16 protein-coding genes are annotated in these 18748 nt (G+C 37.5%); 14 read left to right on the plus strand and 2 right to left on the minus strand.

Annotated elements, in window-relative coordinates:
- Positions 1–155 precede the first annotated feature (155 nt).
- The 12 genes from AC5YGD_RS02750 to AC5YGD_RS02805 all read left to right on the plus strand — a co-directional run bounded on the left by AC5YGD_RS02750 (position 156) and on the right by AC5YGD_RS02805 (position 14541).
- Entirely contained in the window at positions 156–1007 is an 852-nt protein-coding gene (locus AC5YGD_RS02750) for a hypothetical protein (protein WP_496142029.1), read from the plus strand.
- Between the two features lie 141 nt (positions 1008–1148).
- Complete coding sequence (ygfZ, locus tag AC5YGD_RS02755) at positions 1149–1976, plus strand: CAF17-like 4Fe-4S cluster assembly/insertion protein YgfZ (RefSeq protein WP_496142031.1); 828 nt, start codon at positions 1149–1151, stop codon at positions 1974–1976.
- Positions 1969–3348: a sodium:proton antiporter NhaD gene (gene nhaD, locus AC5YGD_RS02760; protein ID WP_496142032.1), complete on the plus strand. Its 1380-nt coding sequence runs from the start codon at positions 1969–1971 to the stop codon at positions 3346–3348. The genes ygfZ and nhaD overlap by 8 nt, the downstream gene beginning before the upstream one ends.
- Positions 3335–4027: a type III pantothenate kinase gene (locus AC5YGD_RS02765; protein WP_496142033.1), complete on the plus strand. Its 693-nt coding sequence runs from the start codon at positions 3335–3337 to the stop codon at positions 4025–4027. The genes nhaD and AC5YGD_RS02765 overlap by 14 nt, the downstream gene beginning before the upstream one ends.
- Before the next feature lie 36 nt (positions 4028–4063).
- Positions 4064–5263 (plus strand): tryptophan--tRNA ligase, encoded by a 1200-nt coding sequence (locus AC5YGD_RS02770; RefSeq protein WP_496142034.1) that lies wholly within the window; start codon positions 4064–4066, stop codon positions 5261–5263.
- A gap of 16 nt (positions 5264–5279) precedes the next feature.
- The gene (locus AC5YGD_RS02775; RefSeq protein ID WP_271537910.1) at positions 5280–6014 is read left to right on the plus strand and encodes a pseudouridine synthase; all 735 of its coding nucleotides are present in this window, start codon (positions 5280–5282) and stop codon (positions 6012–6014) included.
- Positions 6015–6125: 111 nt separating this feature from the next.
- The gene (gene ileS / locus AC5YGD_RS02780; RefSeq protein ID WP_496142035.1) at positions 6126–8894 is read left to right on the plus strand and encodes an isoleucine--tRNA ligase; all 2769 of its coding nucleotides are present in this window, start codon (positions 6126–6128) and stop codon (positions 8892–8894) included.
- A complete protein-coding gene (gene aroB / locus AC5YGD_RS02785) occupies positions 8894–9982 on the plus strand; it encodes a 3-dehydroquinate synthase (RefSeq protein ID WP_496142036.1) in 1089 nt (362 codons plus the stop codon). The genes ileS and aroB overlap by 1 nt, the downstream gene beginning before the upstream one ends.
- 16 nt (positions 9983–9998) lie before the next feature.
- Entirely contained in the window at positions 9999–10286 is a 288-nt protein-coding gene (gene gatC, locus AC5YGD_RS02790) for an Asp-tRNA(Asn)/Glu-tRNA(Gln) amidotransferase subunit GatC (RefSeq protein ID WP_496142038.1), read from the plus strand.
- A 2-nt stretch (positions 10287–10288) separates the two neighbouring features.
- Entirely contained in the window at positions 10289–11731 is a 1443-nt protein-coding gene (gatA, locus tag AC5YGD_RS02795; protein WP_496142340.1) for an Asp-tRNA(Asn)/Glu-tRNA(Gln) amidotransferase subunit GatA, read from the plus strand.
- A gap of 13 nt (positions 11732–11744) precedes the next feature.
- Entirely contained in the window at positions 11745–13172 is a 1428-nt protein-coding gene (gene gatB, locus AC5YGD_RS02800) for an Asp-tRNA(Asn)/Glu-tRNA(Gln) amidotransferase subunit GatB (protein ID WP_496142039.1), read from the plus strand.
- Positions 13156–14541 carry a protein adenylyltransferase SelO family protein gene (locus AC5YGD_RS02805; RefSeq protein ID WP_496142040.1) on the plus strand — a complete coding sequence of 462 codons (1386 nt, stop codon included), beginning with the start codon at positions 13156–13158 and terminating at the stop codon, positions 14539–14541. The genes gatB and AC5YGD_RS02805 overlap by 17 nt, the downstream gene beginning before the upstream one ends.
- On the opposite strand, the gene AC5YGD_RS02810 is transcribed toward AC5YGD_RS02805, so the two are convergent.
- Positions 14533–15168 (minus strand): site-2 protease family protein, encoded by a 636-nt coding sequence (locus tag AC5YGD_RS02810; RefSeq protein WP_496142341.1) that lies wholly within the window; start codon positions 15166–15168, stop codon positions 14533–14535. The genes AC5YGD_RS02805 and AC5YGD_RS02810 overlap by 9 nt on opposite strands.
- A gap of 42 nt (positions 15169–15210) precedes the next feature.
- Here AC5YGD_RS02810 and AC5YGD_RS02815 point away from each other — a divergent pair, with 42 nt between their 5' ends.
- The gene (locus tag AC5YGD_RS02815) at positions 15211–16914 is read left to right on the plus strand and encodes a proline--tRNA ligase (protein ID WP_496142041.1); all 1704 of its coding nucleotides are present in this window, start codon (positions 15211–15213) and stop codon (positions 16912–16914) included.
- A complete protein-coding gene (gene asd / locus AC5YGD_RS02820) occupies positions 16914–17726 on the plus strand; it encodes an archaetidylserine decarboxylase (RefSeq protein ID WP_496142042.1) in 813 nt (270 codons plus the stop codon). Before AC5YGD_RS02815 ends, asd begins: the two co-directional genes overlap by 1 nt.
- Here asd and AC5YGD_RS02825 read toward each other — a convergent pair whose 3' ends face one another.
- Positions 17727–18716: a putative transporter gene (locus AC5YGD_RS02825; protein ID WP_416696033.1), complete on the minus strand. Its 990-nt coding sequence runs from the start codon at positions 18714–18716 to the stop codon at positions 17727–17729.
- Positions 18717–18748: the final 32 nt, after the last annotated feature.

Consider the following 18748-nt stretch of genomic DNA (forward strand, 5'->3'; position numbering starts at 1 on the left):
GTTGAAAAAAAACAACTAAATGTATTATTTTTACAAATAGTTGTTGACATTGGCATAGGAAGTGGTTATTATTGTTGCATTGTTATTCGGTATGAGTAGCAAAAGGCTGCTAAGGAATGACCTTAGCAATTAATATATTCTAAATGGAGAATAAAATGAAAAAACTAATCGCATTATTCGCAGTATCTGCAGTAGCTTCTACTTCAGCTATGGCTGCTGTTGCAATCAGTGGAACAGCTTCTGTATCATATGATGATAACGGATCTGGTGCTTCTGCAACTACTTATGACGCTGACTTAAGCATCGTAGGTACTTCAGGTGGTACTACTGTAACAGTTGGTATGGACGTTGATCAAAGTGACGCAGTTTCAGGTGGTAGCCCAGCTATTACAGGTGCTACTATGGCAACTACAATTGGTCCAGTAACAGTTACTGCTGACATGTTTAACGAAGCTTCTATCGGAACTTCTTCTGGTGGTAACTTACGTGAAGGTACAGCTGCAGAAGATACAGGCGTAACTATCAGTATTGATGCTCCAATTGGTGACGCGACTCTTGGAATTGATAACGATGGTGCTGTAACTGTTTCAGGTACATGGTCTGGCGTTACTCTTAGCCACACATCAAAATCAGCAGGTGACACTACGACTGCATCAGCAGCAATTGCTGGTATGGACATTAGTGTAACTAACAAAGCTGGTGATACTACATGGTCATTAGGCACAACAGTAAGTGGTGTTGCTTTGACATTAGCTAGCAGCCAGAAAGTTACTGCTACATTTGGTCTAGCTGGTAACACGATGGTTGTTACTTCTACACCTAAGAGAGCTTCAGCAGCGTCAGTAGCTGCAGCTACAGCAGCTGATCGTGGTACGCGCGCGGTAACTGCTCAAGCAGCATTCTCATCGGTTGCTATCTCTCGTGCATTGACTTCAGGTGCAACATTAGCTGCTACTTATAGCACGCTTGATGATTCACTTACACTTAAGGCTTCAGTTGCATTCTAAATTCGTTTAGATGGAACGGTTGACTTAGGAATAAGTTAATATTCGAAAAACCCAGAGCTTGCTCTGGGTTTTTTATGTCTAATTGAAAATAAGCTGAGTAAAAATAGATAAAATGTACCAATTAAAATAGTTATATAGCTTATGTTTGTTCATCTTAAAAATCGCGCGCTTCTAAAGGTTTCAGGCTCAGATGCTGAAATTTTTCTTCAGGGGCAGCTTAGTAATGATATTAATAAGCTTGATGCGTTTAGCGTTCAGCTGAATGCCTATTGTCAGCATCAGGGAAAAATTCTAGCACTACTCTGGGTAACAAAAAATGAAGATAGTTTTTTTCTGTCATTTCCATTAGATTTACTTGAGGCTATAAAGCCTAGGCTTCAGATGTTTATCATAATGTCCGATGTTGTGATTGAGGATATAACAAAAGAACATATTCAAGTTGGCTCTATAAATGAAACCCATCAAAAGTCATTAGTTATTAATGATAAATTATCACTAATAATTACTGACAAAAAAGATATTAGCAAATTTAATATGGAGTCAATAGAGCACTGGGAAATGGCCTGTATTGATTCCTTTTTGCCTGAAATTTTCTCTATTACAAGTGAAAAGCTGGTGCCTCAGATGCTCAATTTAGATATTGATGAATTTGGCGTTAACTTTTCTAAAGGTTGTTATCCTGGGCAGGAAGTTGTTGCGCGGCTTCATTACTTGGGCTCAGCAAAACGTCGTCTTTTTGCCTTTGAGCTAGACTCAGATATAAATGTTGGTGATTCTCTTTACTGCGCTTCTTCAAAATCTGCAAAAGCTCGAGGTGCTCGATATAAATCTAGCGGAATGGTAGTATTTAAGTTAAAATATAATTCGCATTTTTATTGCTTGGCTACCCTTGATGTTGAGATTAAAGATGAAAGAATAACCCTTAACAATGAACAAGGTCCACTACTAAAAAAAATAAATAATGAATAAAATCTTACTAATAATACTTGGTTTAATGCCAAACTTAACTTTTGCTTCATCGGATGCTGTAAATCTTGACTTAACGAGTCACTGGGCTGGTTATCTTGCCATAACTTTATTTGTTATTGCATATGCTTTTGTGATGCTTGAAGAGTTCACACATTTTCGTAAGTCAAAACCAGTTATTTTGGTTGCTGGATTAATATGGGGAATTATAGGTTGGGTTTATGCCTCAAAAGGAATTCCACATGCTGCAGAGGCAGCTCTAAGGCACAATTTTTTAGAATATGCTGAACTATTCCTTTTTCTATTAGTAGCAATGACTTATATTGAGGCTATGCGTGAACGCCTCGTTTTCGAGAAATTGAAGGTATATCTTATATCAAAAGGATTCAGTTATAGACAGCTATTCTGGCTAACAGGATTTATAGCGTTCTTTATGTCGCCTATTGCTGATAATCTTACTACAGCTCTTGTAATGGGCGCAGTGGTCTTGGCAGTCGGTGCTGGAAATGCAAAGTTTATTTCGGTTGCGTTTGTGAATATCGTTGTTGCTGCTAATGCTGGCGGCGCGTTTAGTCCGTTTGGAGATATTACTACACTCATGGTCTGGCAGAAAGGTCTGGTTGACTTCCAGCAGTTCTTTGTTTTATTCTTTCCATCACTGGTTAATTTCCTTATACCTGCTGGGATTATGCACTTTGCAATTAAAAATGAGAAGCCAGAGGTTGTAGATGAAGTGGTTGATATTAAGAATGGCGGCATTGTAATAACCTTTATGTTTTTGTTGACGATTGCAACAGCAGTAAGTTTTCATAATTTCCTGCACCTTCCGCCAGCAATGGGAATGATGACAGGACTTGGATACCTTATGGTAGTGGGCTATTTTGTTAAAGTTAGGCATAACTCGAATGACCCAATTTCAGAGAGGTTTGATGTATTTAGAAAGGTCTCTAGGGCAGAGTGGGATACGCTACTGTTCTTTTTTGGTGTTATTGTAAGTGTTGGTGGTTTAGGCTTTATGGGTTACCTAGCATTAGTTTCTGAGGCGATGTATGTTCAGTTGGGCGCTACCTATGCAAATGTTTTAGTAGGCATCCTTTCTGCCATCGTTGATAACATTCCAGTAATGTTTGCAGTATTGACCATGACGCCCGACATGTCTCTGGGCCAGTGGCTCTTGGTAACACTCACTGCAGGTGTTGGAGGAAGTATGCTTTCTATCGGATCGGCAGCAGGTGTTGCGTTGATGGGGCAATCACAAGGACACTATACGTTCGTCTCACACCTTAAATGGATATGGGCCATTGCTCTAGGCTATGTGGCAAGTATTTTCATGCACTTATGGATCAACGCAGCCCTCTTTGATGTCCCAATCTAGCCTCTTTATTGATATAGGAAATTCAGCAGTCAAGTGGCGCTCGGATGACTCTGAAGTCTTTACTGAGGGTGTAGATCTTTTTTCATCAAAATTATTGCCCAAAGCTGATTTGGTTTGGATGAGTGCTGTTGCACATCCAAATATCGTGCAAGCCATAAAGACTCAATTTTCTAACGTTAACTTAGTAGAGCCGTTAAAGCAGTATGGAAAATTAACTCTGTCCTATGACGATCCATCTAAGTTTGGCGTGGATCGGTTTCTTGCAATGCTAGGGACTCTTGAGCGCTTCCCAAATCCACCTTTACTAGTAATTGACGCTGGAAGCGCAGTTACCTTTGACGTTATTGACGCTAAAGGAATGCACCAAGGCGGACTAATAATGCCTGGTATTCGTGCCCTAAGAGAAAGCTTTGCTAAGTTTTCAACAAATGATTTATCGATAAACACTTCTGAGCTGAAAAATAGTACTGAGGGGGCGTGGCAAAGTGGAACTCATGCAATGCTTGTGTCAGCAGTTAATTCTCAAATACATAATTTTGAATTAAAATACCCAGACGGCGTTATAACTATCTGTGGTGGCATTGTAAAAGAGATAATTAAAGAGCTTCCTGTATCGATTAAATCCTTTGATAATTTGGTTTTAGATGGCCTGGAAAGCTATAGCCAATCTATGGGATAATTGAGATATTAACATTTAAGCCTTCTATTAAGCACTATGAAAGATCATCGAGTATTATCTGGAATGCGGCCCACAGGCCAATTACACCTTGGCCACTATCATGGGGTCCTAAAAAATTGGATTAAACTTCAAAATGAGTATGACTCTTATTATTTTGTTGCTGATTGGCACGCCTTTACAACACACTATTCTGACAGAATTAATTTAGAAGAAAATGTTTCAGATATGGTTGTTGACTGGCTGGCAACTGGTCTTAACCCTAATACTTCTACAATTTTTGTTCAATCTAAAGTCCCCGAGCATGCAGAACTTCATTTATTGCTCTCAATGACAACCCCTCTTAGCTGGTTAGAAAGAGTGCCATCTTATAAAGATCAGCAAGAAAAACTTAAGACTAAGGATCTGTCGACCTATGGTTTTTTGGGCTATCCTCTTTTACAAAGTGCCGACATATTAATTTATAAAGCTGGTCTGGTTCCGGTTGGTGAAGACCAGGTCGCGCACGTTGAATTTACCCGAGAAGTTGCAAGACGCTTTAATTTTATTTATGGTCGCGAAGCTGATTTTGAAGAGAAAGCCGAGGCCGCTGTGACTAAGATGGGTAAAAAACAATCAAAACTCTATAGAGTATTAAGAAAGTCTTATCAAGAGACGGGTGATGATGAGTCTTTGGTTAAGGCAAAAGCTTTACTTGGTGAGCAGCAAAATATTACTCTTGGCGATAGAGAAAGGCTATTAGGATATGCAGAAGGCTTAGGGAAGATAATTTTAACTGAGCCTGAGGCCCTTTTAACCAAAGCATCTAAAATGCCTGGCCTGGATGGACAGAAAATGTCAAAATCTTATAATAATATGATTTCCTTGAGAGAGGAGCCTGAATCCGTCAAGCAAAAAATTAATAGAATGCCGACAGATCCTGCTCGTGTTAAATTAACTGACCCGGGTGATCCAAAAAAATGCCCAGTATGGCAGTTACATCAAATATATTCATCGGAAGATACTCTCAAGTGGGTAAATGAAGGATGCACAAAAGCTAAAATAGGCTGTATTGAATGTAAGAAGCCTGTTGTAGAAGCAATTAATACTGAGTTGGAGCCCATCCAAGAGAATATAGCGAAATATCAATCGAATCCAAACCTTATACAAGAAATCATCTTTGAGGGCTCAGAGAGTGCAAGGGCAGTTGCGCGAAGCACAATGGAAGAGGTTCGAGATGCGATGGGTATAACCTACTAAAAAGAGATAACACTAAATGTCAGAAAGACTACAAAAACTTATTGCCAATGCTGGCTATGGATCAAGACGATGGGCGGAAAGGCTTATTGAGCAGGGTAGAATTTCTGTCAATAACAAAGAAGCGACGCTTGGCGATAAGGCAACAATCGCCGATAAGGTAACAATTGATGGAAGGTTGATAGACCTAAAGCGTTACTCAGAAGAAGAGACTAAGGTTTTGATGCTCAACAAGCAAGCAGGCGTTATTTGCTCAAACAAAGATGAAGAGGGCCGTAAAAGTGTATTTGACTTCCTGCCCGAAAATACGCGTTGGGTTATGGTGGGTCGACTAGACCTTAACACATCTGGGTTATTGCTATTTACTAACAATGGAGATCTAGCAAACAAGCTAATGCATCCGAGCTCTGAAATAGATAGAGAATATGCAGTGCGCGTCTTAGGAAGGGTTAGTGACGAGGATATAAAACAATTAATTAGCGGAATAGAGCTTGATGATGGGTTTGCTAAATTTCATAAAGTAACCCTTGGCGGCGGCGATGGTGCAAATCGATGGTATCACGTTGTTGTAAGGGAAGGCAGAAAAAGAGAAGTTAGGAGACTTTGGGAAGCTCTAGATTTTAAAGTTTCAAGACTTATTAGAACAAGATTTAGTGACATTCGGATGCCAGATAACTTACGTGCAAATCAATCTGAACTTCTTAAACCTAAACAAGTTCAAGCGTTACTTAATGCAGTTAAATTAAAAGGTTAATTTAATCTTCTTTTATACGCTTTAATTTACTTTTCAAAAGCATTATCAATCTTGTTAAACCATATGTGTCAAGTATAATGGCGTTTTTATATAGAAAAAATTAACGCCTTAATGTCTGACTATAAAAACACCTTAAATTTACCTGCAACTGATTTTCCAATGAAAGCTAATTTAGCAAATCGCGAAGGCGGTTTCCTAAAAACATGGCAGGATCAAGATTTATATCAACAAATTCGTCGTAAGTTTAAAGGTAAGCCATTATTTGTGCTTCATGATGGGCCTCCCTATGCGAATGGAGATATTCATATTGGTCATGCAGTAAATAAAGTGCTAAAAGATGTTATTGTCAAAAGTAAAACCTTATCAGGCTTTGACGCTCCGTACGTACCAGGTTGGGATTGTCATGGGCTTCCTATTGAGCATATGGTGGAAAAAAAGAAAGGGAAGGTTGGCCATAAAATTAATGCTGATGAGTTTCGAGCTGCTTGTAGGGTTTACGCAGATCAACAGATCGAAAAACAAAAGATTGATTTTAAGCGTTTAGGGATTCTTGGAGACTGGGACAACCCATATCTAACTAAGAACTTTAAGTATGAAGCTGATATTGTCCGCTCACTTGGGAAAATTGTTAAAAATGGACACATTGCTAAGGGTTTTAAACCAGTACATTGGTGCACAGAATGCTCTTCGGCCCTTGCAGAGGCTGAGGTTGAGTATAAAGACAAAGGTTCTGATACGGTAGATGTGGCTTTTAAGATTATTGGTAATTTTTTTGATCTAGATAAGCCTATTTCTGTTGTTATTTGGACAACAACACCCTGGACGTTACCTGCAAATGAAGCGGTTGCCCTTAATCCTGAGTTGAACTATGTTTTAGTTGATGTAGGGGAGCAATACTTTATTCTTGCTGAAGATTTACTTGAGTCTGCACTTGAAAGGTTTGACCTAAAGTCAAAGAATAAGATAGATAAAGTTTATAAAGGTTCTGACCTTGAAGGCATAATGCTTCAACACCCATTCTATGATAAGCAGGTGCCAATTATCTTAGGTGAGCATGTAACAACTGAAGCTGGAACTGGTGCAGTCCATACGGCCCCTGCGCACGGCCAAGATGATTACGTAGTTGGCCTTAAATATAACTTACCAGTAGAGTGTCCTGTTGATGGAAGGGGCGTTTTCATAGAGACAACTAATGGTGTTGCTGGAGAGTTTATCTTTAAAGCTAACAGCACTATTATTACCCTACTTCAAAATAAAGGCACTTTAGTCAAACACGAACCCATTACGCACTCTTACCCTCATTGCTGGAGACATAAGACTCCTGTAATATTCCGTGCGACACCTCAGTGGTTTGTCTCAATGACTCAAAAGAAATTAAGAGACAAAGTCAATGAAGAGATTCTAAATGTTAAATGGATCCCTGATTGGGGTCAGAAACGCATTGAATTAATGGTTGGAAATAGACCTGACTGGTGCATTTCACGCCAAAGGTATTGGGGAACTCCAATTACTTTATTTGTTAATAAAAATTCTGGAGAGTTGCATCCTGAGACAGAATCACTATTTGAAATTGTTGCTAAAAAAATTGAACTTGAGGGTATAGAGGCCTGGTTTAAACTTAAAGTTGAAGATATTTTGGGTGATGAAGCGCCTGATTACGAAAAAACTACCGATACATTGGATGTTTGGTTTGACTCTGGCGTAAGTCATTATGCAGTATTGAAGGCAAGTGATCATTTAAGTGATGTCGCTGATATGTATCTAGAGGGCTCTGATCAGCATCGAGGATGGTTTCAATCATCTCTGTTAACTTCATGTGCAATTAATGGCAGGGCGCCTTATAAGCAAGTTCTTACTCATGGCTTTACTGTCGATCAAAATGGTCATAAAATGAGTAAATCGGTTGGCAATGTAGTTCCCCCTCAAAAAGTTGTTAACTCTCTTGGCGCAGATATTTTAAGACTCTGGATTGGAAGTACTGATTATTCTGGTGAAATGACGGTGTCTGATGAGATTCTTAATAGAAGTGCTGATAGTTATCGCAGGATTCGAAATACAATGCGCTTTATGTTGGCAAACATGGAAGGCTTTGATCCAAGTAAAGATCTTGTAGAGATAGATCATATGCTCGTTTTAGATAAGTGGATTGTCTCTAAGACTGCTGAATTACAAAAAAATGTTATTAGTGAATATGATGAGTACAATTTTCACTTTGCAATGAAGTCAATATTAAATTTTTGTACAAATGATCTGGGTGGTTTTTATTTAGATATTATTAAAGATAGACAATATACTACTCAATCTGATTCTTTAGCGAGACGCTCTGCTCAGAGTGCACTATTTCATATTTCCCATGCCATGGTTCGTTGGTTGGCTCCTATCTTGACGTTTACCGCCGAAGAGATATGGCAATTTTTACCAGGTGCTTCAAAAGAAAGTATTTTTTTACAGACCTGGTATGAAGGGCTGGAAGCTAAATTCAATAATCATTCAATTGATGTTTCTAGAGACATCAATGCTCATCTAAGGAAGGAACTTGAAGAGATGAGGCGTGCTAAAACTATTGGTTCATCACTAGATGCTGAGGTTGATATTTACTGTGAAGATGAAAATTATCAGGCTCTGTTGGAACTAAAAGATGAATTAAGGTTTTTGTTTATTACTTCAGATGCAAAAGTTCATCAGCTGAAGGATAAGCCAGTAAATGTTATTAATATTGATAATTCACTGGCAATCTTAGTTAGAAAAAGTGAGTATGAAAAATGCGTTCGATGTTGGCATCATAGGCCTGAAATAGGTCAAAATAAATTGCATAAAGAGCTATGTAGTCGCTGCATAGAAAATGTTACAGGTGATGGAGAAACTAGGATATTTGCTTAATGACGAATGATCAAACAATTCTAAATGTAGAGCTTGGTGATAAGTCATATCCAATCTATATTGGATGTGACTTATTGTCTCAAAAATCTTTTTTTGAAGACCATATAAGTGGTCAGCAAGTTATGGTCGTCTCTAACACAACGGTTGCCCCATTGTATTTAGATAGAGTGACTAAGTTATTAGATAGCTTTACAGTGAAGGTCGTTATATTGCCTGATGGCGAGCAATATAAAACACTTGAAACTACAAATCTTATATTTGATGCACTTCTTCAAGAAAAGTTTGATCGGAGTGCGACTTTGATTGCTCTTGGTGGCGGTGTGGTTGGTGATATAACCGGTTTTGCTGCAGCGTCATACCAGCGTGGTATTAATTTTATCCAGGTTCCAACGACTCTTCTGTCTCAAGTAGATTCTAGTGTAGGCGGTAAAACGGGTGTTAATCATGAGTTAGGCAAAAATATGATTGGTGCATTCTATCAGCCGCAAGCAGTTATCATTGATGTTGACACCCTAAGTACATTGAATGATCGTGAATACTCAGCAGGAATGGCTGAGGTTATAAAATATGGATTACTGGGTAATATTGATTTTTTATCCCATCTTGAAGCCAATATTGATTCAATTATGAAGCGAGATAATAGTTTGATTATTGATTTAATTTATCGTTCGTGTAAAGATAAGTCGATCATCGTTTCTCAGGATGAATTTGAGCATGGGAAGAGGGCGCTATTAAATTTTGGGCATACTTTTGGGCATGCTATAGAGAATACTTTTGGGTATGGGGTCTACTTGCATGGGGAGGCTGTTTCTATTGGTATGTGTATGGCTTCAATGCTATCGCAGTTCGAAGGAGCATTGTCCCAAACTGACTTTGAGCGAATTCAGAGTATTCTTAGTAAGGCTAATTTACCAATTAGCATAAGCAAGGGAGTTAAGAGTGAAAGCTTAATTCAGGCAATGTCAGTCGATAAAAAGGCAGTTGATGGTAGTTTGCGTCTTGTGCTTTTAAATAGTGTAGGAAGCTCTTGTGTTACTGGATCGTATTCAAAAGAAAACTTTCAAAAAGTTATATCAAATTTTTGTTAATAAATATTAATTAAACATGTCATTAGATAAAAAACAAATTAAAGAGATTGCCTATTTAGCTAGACTAAGTATTGAAGATGTAGAGTTAGAGCAAAGTACGTCAGAATTAAATAATATACTTAGCTTGATGAATGATCTTAATGAAATAGATACTGGCGATGTTGAGCCTATGGCGCATCCACTGCATATGTCTCAGCGCTTAAGAGATGATGAAGTGACTGAAGAAAACTTAGCTGAAGAATTTCAAGCAATTGCCCCCAAAATAGGCAAGAGTCACTTTCTTGTCCCAACGGTAATTGAATGATGATGCATAATCTATCTGTTGCCGCTCTAATCAAGGGACTCAAAAATAAAGATTTTTCATCTGTAGAGTTGACCCAACATTATCTAAATCGAATTAATAAATCTAAGCTCAATGCATTTATCTCAGTGACTGAAAATCTTGCGCTTGCACAGGCAAATGAAGCAGACTTGAAAATAGCCAAAGGAGACAATACTCCTTTGACCGGAATTCCATATGCACATAAAGATATTTTTTGCACTAAGGGGGTAAAAACCTCTGCAGGTTCTAAGATGCTAGATTCATTTATTTCTCCATATGATGCAACACTGAGTCATAAATTTAATTCAGAAAATATGGTAATGCTTGGAAAGACAAATATGGATGAGTTTGCTATGGGATCATCAAATGAAAATTCCTATTATGGACCAGTAAAAAACCCTTGGAACTTAAAGAAAATCCCAGGAGGCTCTTCTGGAGGTTCTGCTGCTGCTGTTGCATCTCGTATTGCTCCATTTGCAACTGGAACTGATACTGGAGGTAGTATTCGTCAGCCTGCGAGTTTGTGCGGCATTACCGGACTCAAGCCAACGTATGGAAGAGTTTCTAGATATGGGATGATTGCTTATGCTTCGAGTCTTGATCAAGCTGGCCCAATGACTCAGACTGCTGAAGATGCAGCAATCGTTTTAAATGCTATGGCGGGCTTCGATAGTAAAGATTCTACCAGTGCTACTAAAGAAACTCCTGATTACACTAATCAATTAACAAACTCTTTGGATGGATTAAAGATTGGACTTCCTAAAGAATTTTTTTCCAGTGGCCTAGACGAGGGAGTGGAAAAAGTTGTTATGGATGCAATTAAAGAGTATGAGTCGATGGGCGCTAAGATTCAAGAGGTATCACTTCCTAATTCAATGCATGCAATTCCAACTTACTATATTGTGGCGCCTTGCGAATGCTCTTCTAATCTATCTAGATTTGATGGAGTAAGGTATGGGTATCGATGTGAAGATCCTAAAGATTTAGATGACTTATATTTAAGGTCTCGCTCAGAAGGGTTTGGTAAGGAAGTTAAAAGACGAATTATGATTGGTGCTTATGCACTCTCTGCTGGTTATTATGATGCATATTATCTAAAAGCTCAAAAAGTTAGACAACTAATTAGTGAGGACTTTAAAAAAGCTTTTCAAAGTGTTGATGTCATAATGGGGCCAGTTTCCCCAACACCTGCTTTTGACTTAGGCTCTGTTAAGGATCCTGTCTCGATGTATTTAGCGGACATTTATACTATCTCAGTAAACTTAGCAGGGCTCCCTGGAATGAGCATTCCTGCAGGCTTCTCAAAAGAACTGCCAGTAGGTCTTCAGTTGATAGGCAATCACTGGTCTGAAGAGCTTTTGCTTAATACTGCTCATCAGTTTCAATTAAAAACTGATTGGCATACTTCCTCACCAATTGAGTTATAGGGGAGAGTATATTATGACCTGGGAAACTGTAATTGGACTGGAAATACATACGCAATTAAAAACAAAATCAAAAATATTTTCTGGTGCATCTACTGAGTTTGGTGCAAAAGCAAATACTCAGGCATGCGCTGTTGATCTAGGCTTCCCTGGTGTTTTGCCTGTTTTAAATAAAGAGGCAGTTCGAATGGCGCTTAGATTTGGCTTGGCAGTTAATGCGACTATTAATAAGCACTCTATTTTTGCGCGAAAAAATTATTTTTATCCAGACCTCCCAAAAGGCTACCAAATTTCACAGTTTGAAATTCCAATTGTTGGAAATGGGACAATTGATATCCCACTAGATAATGGTGAAAAGAAGATGGTAGGAATTACCCGGGCACATTTAGAAGAAGATGCTGGTAAATCAATCCATGATTTATATGATGATTACACAGCAATTGACCTGAATCGAGCAGGAACACCATTATTAGAAATAGTATCTGATCCTGATATGAGTAATGCTAAAGAAGCAGTTGCATATGCTAAAAAAATTCATGCGTTGGTCCAGTATATTGATATTTGTGATGGAAATATGCAGGAAGGATCGTTTAGGTGTGACGCTAATGTTTCTGTTAGAAGAGTGGGCGAGGATTTAGGTATTAGAGCTGAAATAAAAAACATTAACTCATTTAAGTTTTTAGAAAAAGCTATTAATCTCGAGGTTGAAAGGCAAATAGATATTTTAGAAGATGGAGGCTCTGTAGCTCAAGAAACTAGACTTTATGATTCAATTAAAAATGAAACACGGTCTATGCGTTCAAAAGAAGAAGCCAATGATTACAGATATTTTCCTGATCCTGACTTGCTGCCTGTTGTGATTGATGATGAGCTTCTTAAAGCAATTAAAGATAGACTGCCTGAACTTCCTTCTGAGAAGAAGGCTAGGTTTATAGATAAGCTTGGGTTGAGCGAATATGATGCTGAAAATCTAACCTCGCAAAAAGCAATGGCTGATTACTATGAAATTATTATTGATAAGGGCGCTGATGTTAAGCTTTCAGCAAACTGGGTTATGGGCGAGCTTTCAGCCTCCCTAAATAAAAATCAAATTGATATTCAGGATTCACCAATATCAGCCTCTGAGCTTTATAATCTAATTTCAAGAATTACTGATAATACTATTTCAGGAAAAATAGCTAAAGATGTCTTTAGACTAATGTGGGATGAAAAAAGAAGTGTAGATGAGATAATTAAAGACCAGGACTTAGAGCAAATGACAGATGTTGGCGCTTTAGAGTTAGTCATTGATCAAATCATTGCAAAAAATCTTAATCAAGTCGAGCAATTTAAAAATGGAAATACTAAGCTTTTAGGTTTTTTTGTTGGCCAAGTCATGAAAGCTACTCAGGGGAAAGCAAATCCAAAACAAGTTAATCAAATTTTAAATGATAGGCTCTCTTAAATACTTAAGTTTAGGCGATGATTACTTTGCTCAAGTTGAGACTAAAAAGCTTGAAAATAGTAAATTAGTTCATGTAAATCAAAGCCTTAAAAAAGATCTTAACTTAGACATGAGTGATGAAAATCTTTTAAGTATTTGCTCAGGTGAAAAAAAATTGGGTGATGTAAATCCTATTTCTACAGTTTATGCAGGCCATCAGTTTGGCTACTTTGTGCCACAGCTTGGGGATGGCCGCTCATGCCTTATTGGTGAAATTAGCAACTATGAGGTTTCTTTAAAAGGAGCTGGAACTTCCCCCTTTTCTCGAGGTGCTGATGGACGTGCTGTTCTTAGGTCAAGTATTCGAGAGTATTTATGTTCTATAGCCATGGAGGCTTTAGATATACCAACCACGAAGGCTCTAGCTCTTGTTGCAAGTGATACCGGTGTTTACCGTGAGCACCTAGAAAATGCATCAATTGTAACTCGTGTTGCAGAAAGCCATATTCGTTTTGGCCACTTTGAATTTTTTGCAGCTAGAGGTCAAACAGAAAACGTAAAAGAATTAGCTGATTTTGTTATTGAGCATCATTTACCTGAAGTTGATAAAGATAATTATTTAGAATTATTTAAGGAGGTAGTTAGGTCAACTGCATTAATGATTGCTCGATGGCAGGCCCAAGGATTTGCACATGGCGTAATGAATACAGATAATATGTCGATCCTAGGACTGACTATTGATTATGGACCATTCAGCTTCATGGAGACTTATAATCCTGAGCTTATCTGTAATCATTCTGATACGCAGGGTAGGTATTCTTTTGAAAAGCAGCCATCAGTTGCATTATGGAACTTACATCGCTTGGCTGATGCTTTTAAGTCGCTTGTTGATGAAAATCAGTTGAAAGAAGCTATTACAGAATATGAGCCGTCATTAGTTAAAGAGTACTCTTCATTAATGAGAAAAAAGTTTGGATTATTAGAGGTTAATAATGAAGATAACTCATTAATTAATGAGTTTTTAGAGTTGCTTTATACTAATAAAAAAGATTATCACCGATCTATGAGACAACTTTCAAGTAAGAGTGAGCATACATTGGGGAATAATTTTGATTCTTGGTTTGTTCGTTATAAGGCTAGGCTTGAGAAAGAGACTTCAAAGATGAATCAAAGGGTAACTATGATGCATAAGGTTAATCCTAAATATGTTTTAAGAAATTATTTAGCTGAAGTTGCAATTCGAAAAGCAGAAGATTTAAATGAATACGATGAAATTGAAACTCTTTTTCAATTACTCAAAAAACCATTTGATAACCATGAAGGATATGAGTCTTATGATAGTGAGCCTCCTGAATGGGCTCAAAACTTAGAGCTTAGTTGCTCATCCTAGTAATACCAAAGCGAATTGAAACCATCTTAAGAGTAGTCCCACGACTGGAAGAACTAAGTAATTAAAGCCACCAATAAACATAAGCCCAAGTAATATAAATAATCCATATTGCTCAAGCTGATTATATTGATAGGCAAGACGATTTGGAAGAAGGGCACTGATTACTCTAGATCCATCAAGTGGAGGTATTGGTAGAAGATTAAAAACAGCTAAAACACAATTTACCATTATTCCGATGCGGCCCATTTCTATTAAAACAGGAATGTTCATATTAATTGCGAGAATCATAATAAACAGCCAACACACAGCCATAAATAAATTTGCTCCTGGGCCCGCTAAAGCAACCCAGATCATTCCAGATTTTCCAGAGCGCAAGGCATTAAAATTAATGGGAACTGGCTTAGCCCAGCCAAAGATAAATCCAGATGAAGATATTAATAAAAGCAACGGAATGGCGATTGTGCCTACTGGATCGATATGTTTTACTGGATTAAGGGTAACTCTCCCCATCATTCTTGCAGTATGATCACCTAATTTACTTGCTACCCAGCCATGAGCTGCCTCATGAAGGGTTATTGCAAAAAGAAGAGGAATAATATAAATTAATAAAGTTTGAAAATCAGGCATTAGGTAAAATTGCATTATTTATTGATATGAAAACCATTTTATATGAAAAGCAGTGATTTTTTAATCTCAACAGTCAAAGAAGCGCCTAATGATGCTCAAATCATATCTCATCAATTAATGATAAGAGCTGGTTTGATTTCTAAGTTAGCGTCGGGACTGTATTCGTATCTCCCAATGGGTTTAAGAATAATCCAAAAGGTAGAAAAAATAATACGTGAGGAGATGAATAAATCTAAAGCATTGGAAGTATTAATGCCAGTTGCACAGCCTGCAGAAATATGGAAAGAATCAAAAAGATGGGAAGAGTATGGCCCTGAGTTGCTTCGATTTAAAGATAGGCATGATAGAGATTTCTGCTTGGGTCCAACTCATGAAGAGGTTATTACTAAAATTGCTAAACAGTACCTTAGAAGCTATAAGCAACTTCCAATAAATTTGTATCAAATACAGACTAAGTTTAGAGATGAAATTCGTCCTCGTTTTGGGGTAATGCGCTCTAGAGAGTTTATTATGAAGGACGCTTATTCGTTTCATATTGATGAGCAATCACTAAATGAGACTTATCAATTAATGCACCAGACTTACTGTAATATTTTTGATAGAATTGGTTTTGACTATAGGCCTGTTTTAGCAGATTCAGGAACTATTGGAGGAGACAGCTCTCATGAATTTCATGTACTTGCAGAATCTGGAGAAGATGCGATTTGTTTTTCTGATGGCTCTGATTATGCTGCTAATATTGAGCGAGTAGAGACTCTGCCTCAAGGAGAGCCAAAATCAGCTGAAAAAGCTTTAGAACTTGTTGAGACACCAGGTGTTAAAACTATTGCTGATGTTTGTAATTTGCTAAAAGTTGAGCCAATTAATTCTATTAAAACATTAATTGTTCAAGGAAATGATAATAATCTAGTTGCACTGGTTTTACGAGGTGATCATGAGTTAAATGAAGTTAAGGCTTCAAAGATTGATGGCATTAAACAACCTCTTCAAATGGCAGAAGAAGTAGTGGTTAAGAAGCAATTAGGTTGCTCTTTCGGTTCAATTGGTGTTGTTAATCTTGAAATTCCAGTTATTGTTGACTTTGCGGCTGCAGCTTTGTCAGATTTTATTTGCGGCGCTAATGAGGATGATAAGCACTTTATCGGGGTCAACTGGGGGAGAGACACTAAAAAAATTATTGCAAGTGATTTACGTATTGTTGTCTCAGGTGATCCTTCTCCTGATGGAAAGGGTAATCTTGAAATTAAAAGAGGCATTGAAGTAGGGCATATTTTTCAATTAGGTACCAAGTATTCAGATTCAATGAATGCCAACGTTATTGGAGAAGATGGTCGATCAGTTAATATGAATATGGGCTGTTATGGTATTGGTGTTACAAGAATTATTGCAGCAAGTATTGAACAGAACCATGATGATAGGGGGATTATTTTTCCAGAGGCTATTGCTCCATTCCAGCTTGTTATTGTTCCAATTAATTATAGTAAGTCATCACGAGTTAAGGCTTTGGCAGATCAGCTTTATATGGACTGTATAGAGCAAAATATTGAAGTATTGCTTGATGATCGAAAAGAGCGTCCTGGAATAATGTTTGCAGATTCTGAGCTTATTGGTATACCACATCGACTGGTCATTAGTGACACCCATGCTGATAATGGGAAAATTGAATATAAATCAAGAAAAATGCCCGATAAAGTTGAAGTGGATTTTAATGAAGTAGTAAGCTATATTCTTGATAAGCTTGATTGATGGCATTTTTTCAATATCTTCTTCCTCAGCATTTTTTATCAAGGCTGATGTTCCGATTTGCCAGAATAGAAAATTCTTGGGTTAAAAATAATTTTACTCGCTGGTTTATTAAACAATATCAAGTCAATCTCTCAGAAGCTGAAATCGAAAATATCGAGGATTTTATTTCCTTTAATGATTTTTTTACTCGTGCAATTAAGCCAGGTTTGAGACCAATATCAGAATCGGATATTATCTCCCCTGTTGATGGTGTTGTTTCTCAGTCTGGTAAAGTTTATAATTCCCAAATTGTCCAAGCCAAAGGTCATAAATATAGCATTTCAGCATTAATTGATGATATGCCGTCTAAAGAAATACAAAATGGAAGTTTTGCAACAATATATTTATCGCCTAAAGATTATCATCGCATTCATATGCCATGCGATGGTGCTTTGATTTCGATGAAATATATACCTGGTGACCTTTTTTCAGTTAACCAGAATACCATAGATAATATTGATGGGGTTTTTGCTCGAAATGAACGTTTAGTTTGTTTATTCGAAACTGATTTTGGCGTTATGGTTTTTGTATTAGTTGGCGCAATTTTTGTAGGATCGATGCAAACTTCATGGGAGGGTTTAATCACCCCGCCTTATTCTAAAGCAGTTAAAAACTATGATTATAAAGATCATCAGATTAAGCTATTAAAAGGCGATGAATTGGGCCGTTTTAACATGGGCTCTACAGTTATAATGTTGATGCCAGAGGGCTCCTCTGAGCTTAATCTTGAGGTTGGACAGGCCCTTAAAATGGGCCAATCAGTTATAGGTTAACTATACAGTTTCTAACTTATCCATAGACTCAATTTGCGCCTCAAACTCCATTAAACGCTTATAGACACTTGCGAGCTCAATAATAGTAGGCCATGCTTTAAAAAGGTATTGGAGGGAGCCTTCTACTCTTCCAAACGCCCTAATTATTTGCTGCATTACTCCTAATGTCATAACTCCAGCTACTATAGCAGGGGCTAAAATAACATAGGCAACTAATACATTTGCTTGAAGATAGGCAAGCCTAACAATATTAAAGTATAAGTAGTACAAGTAGTTTTTATAATTAATCTTTCGAACGCCTTCAAAAAGCTCATCAATATCTTTTGGCCTAACGGTGCCATCATCCTCCGCAATAACAAGTATTTTTCGATAGGAAGCTTCTCTTTTTTGAAGGTCATATTCTATACCTACAAGACCTAAGATCCATGAAGCTCCAATCATTAGAACCGTTCCCCCTACAGCCCAAATAAGGGCGCCAGTTACTAGGCCATATTCCCAGTCACCAAACCACATAATTGGAATACCGACTGCTAATCCCATTAATAACGGAAAGTACTCTACTAAAACCATGATAGATTCAATTAAAGCTGTTCCAAGACTTTCCATGATTCTAGAAAATCTAACAGTGTCTTCTTGAACTCGCTGAGAGGCACCTTCAATAGTTCGCGCTTTGTCATAAACACTATGATAGAACTCAACCATTGATGCTCTCCATCTAAATAAGAAGTGAGCAGTAAGGAATGAGGTTGCAAGGCCTAAAGCAATAGCTATTGCAGCAAGTTTTGCAAAGCTCCATAATCCACCAGTATATTCATCCATCGTAATTGCATTTGGAGCCCCAAGTGCTTTTTGAATCATGTCATAAAATTCACCAAACCATTCATTTATCATCACATCAATTTGAACTGTTATCCATAATGAGCTGAGAATAATTGCAGAGCCAAGATAGGCCCAAAGAAACCATTTTTTTTCAGTAAAAAATTTAAACATTATTTTTCCTTTTTGATTTGGAGATAGTTATT

The sequence above is a fragment of the Candidatus Pseudothioglobus sp. uisw_070 genome (genome assembly GCF_059512545.2).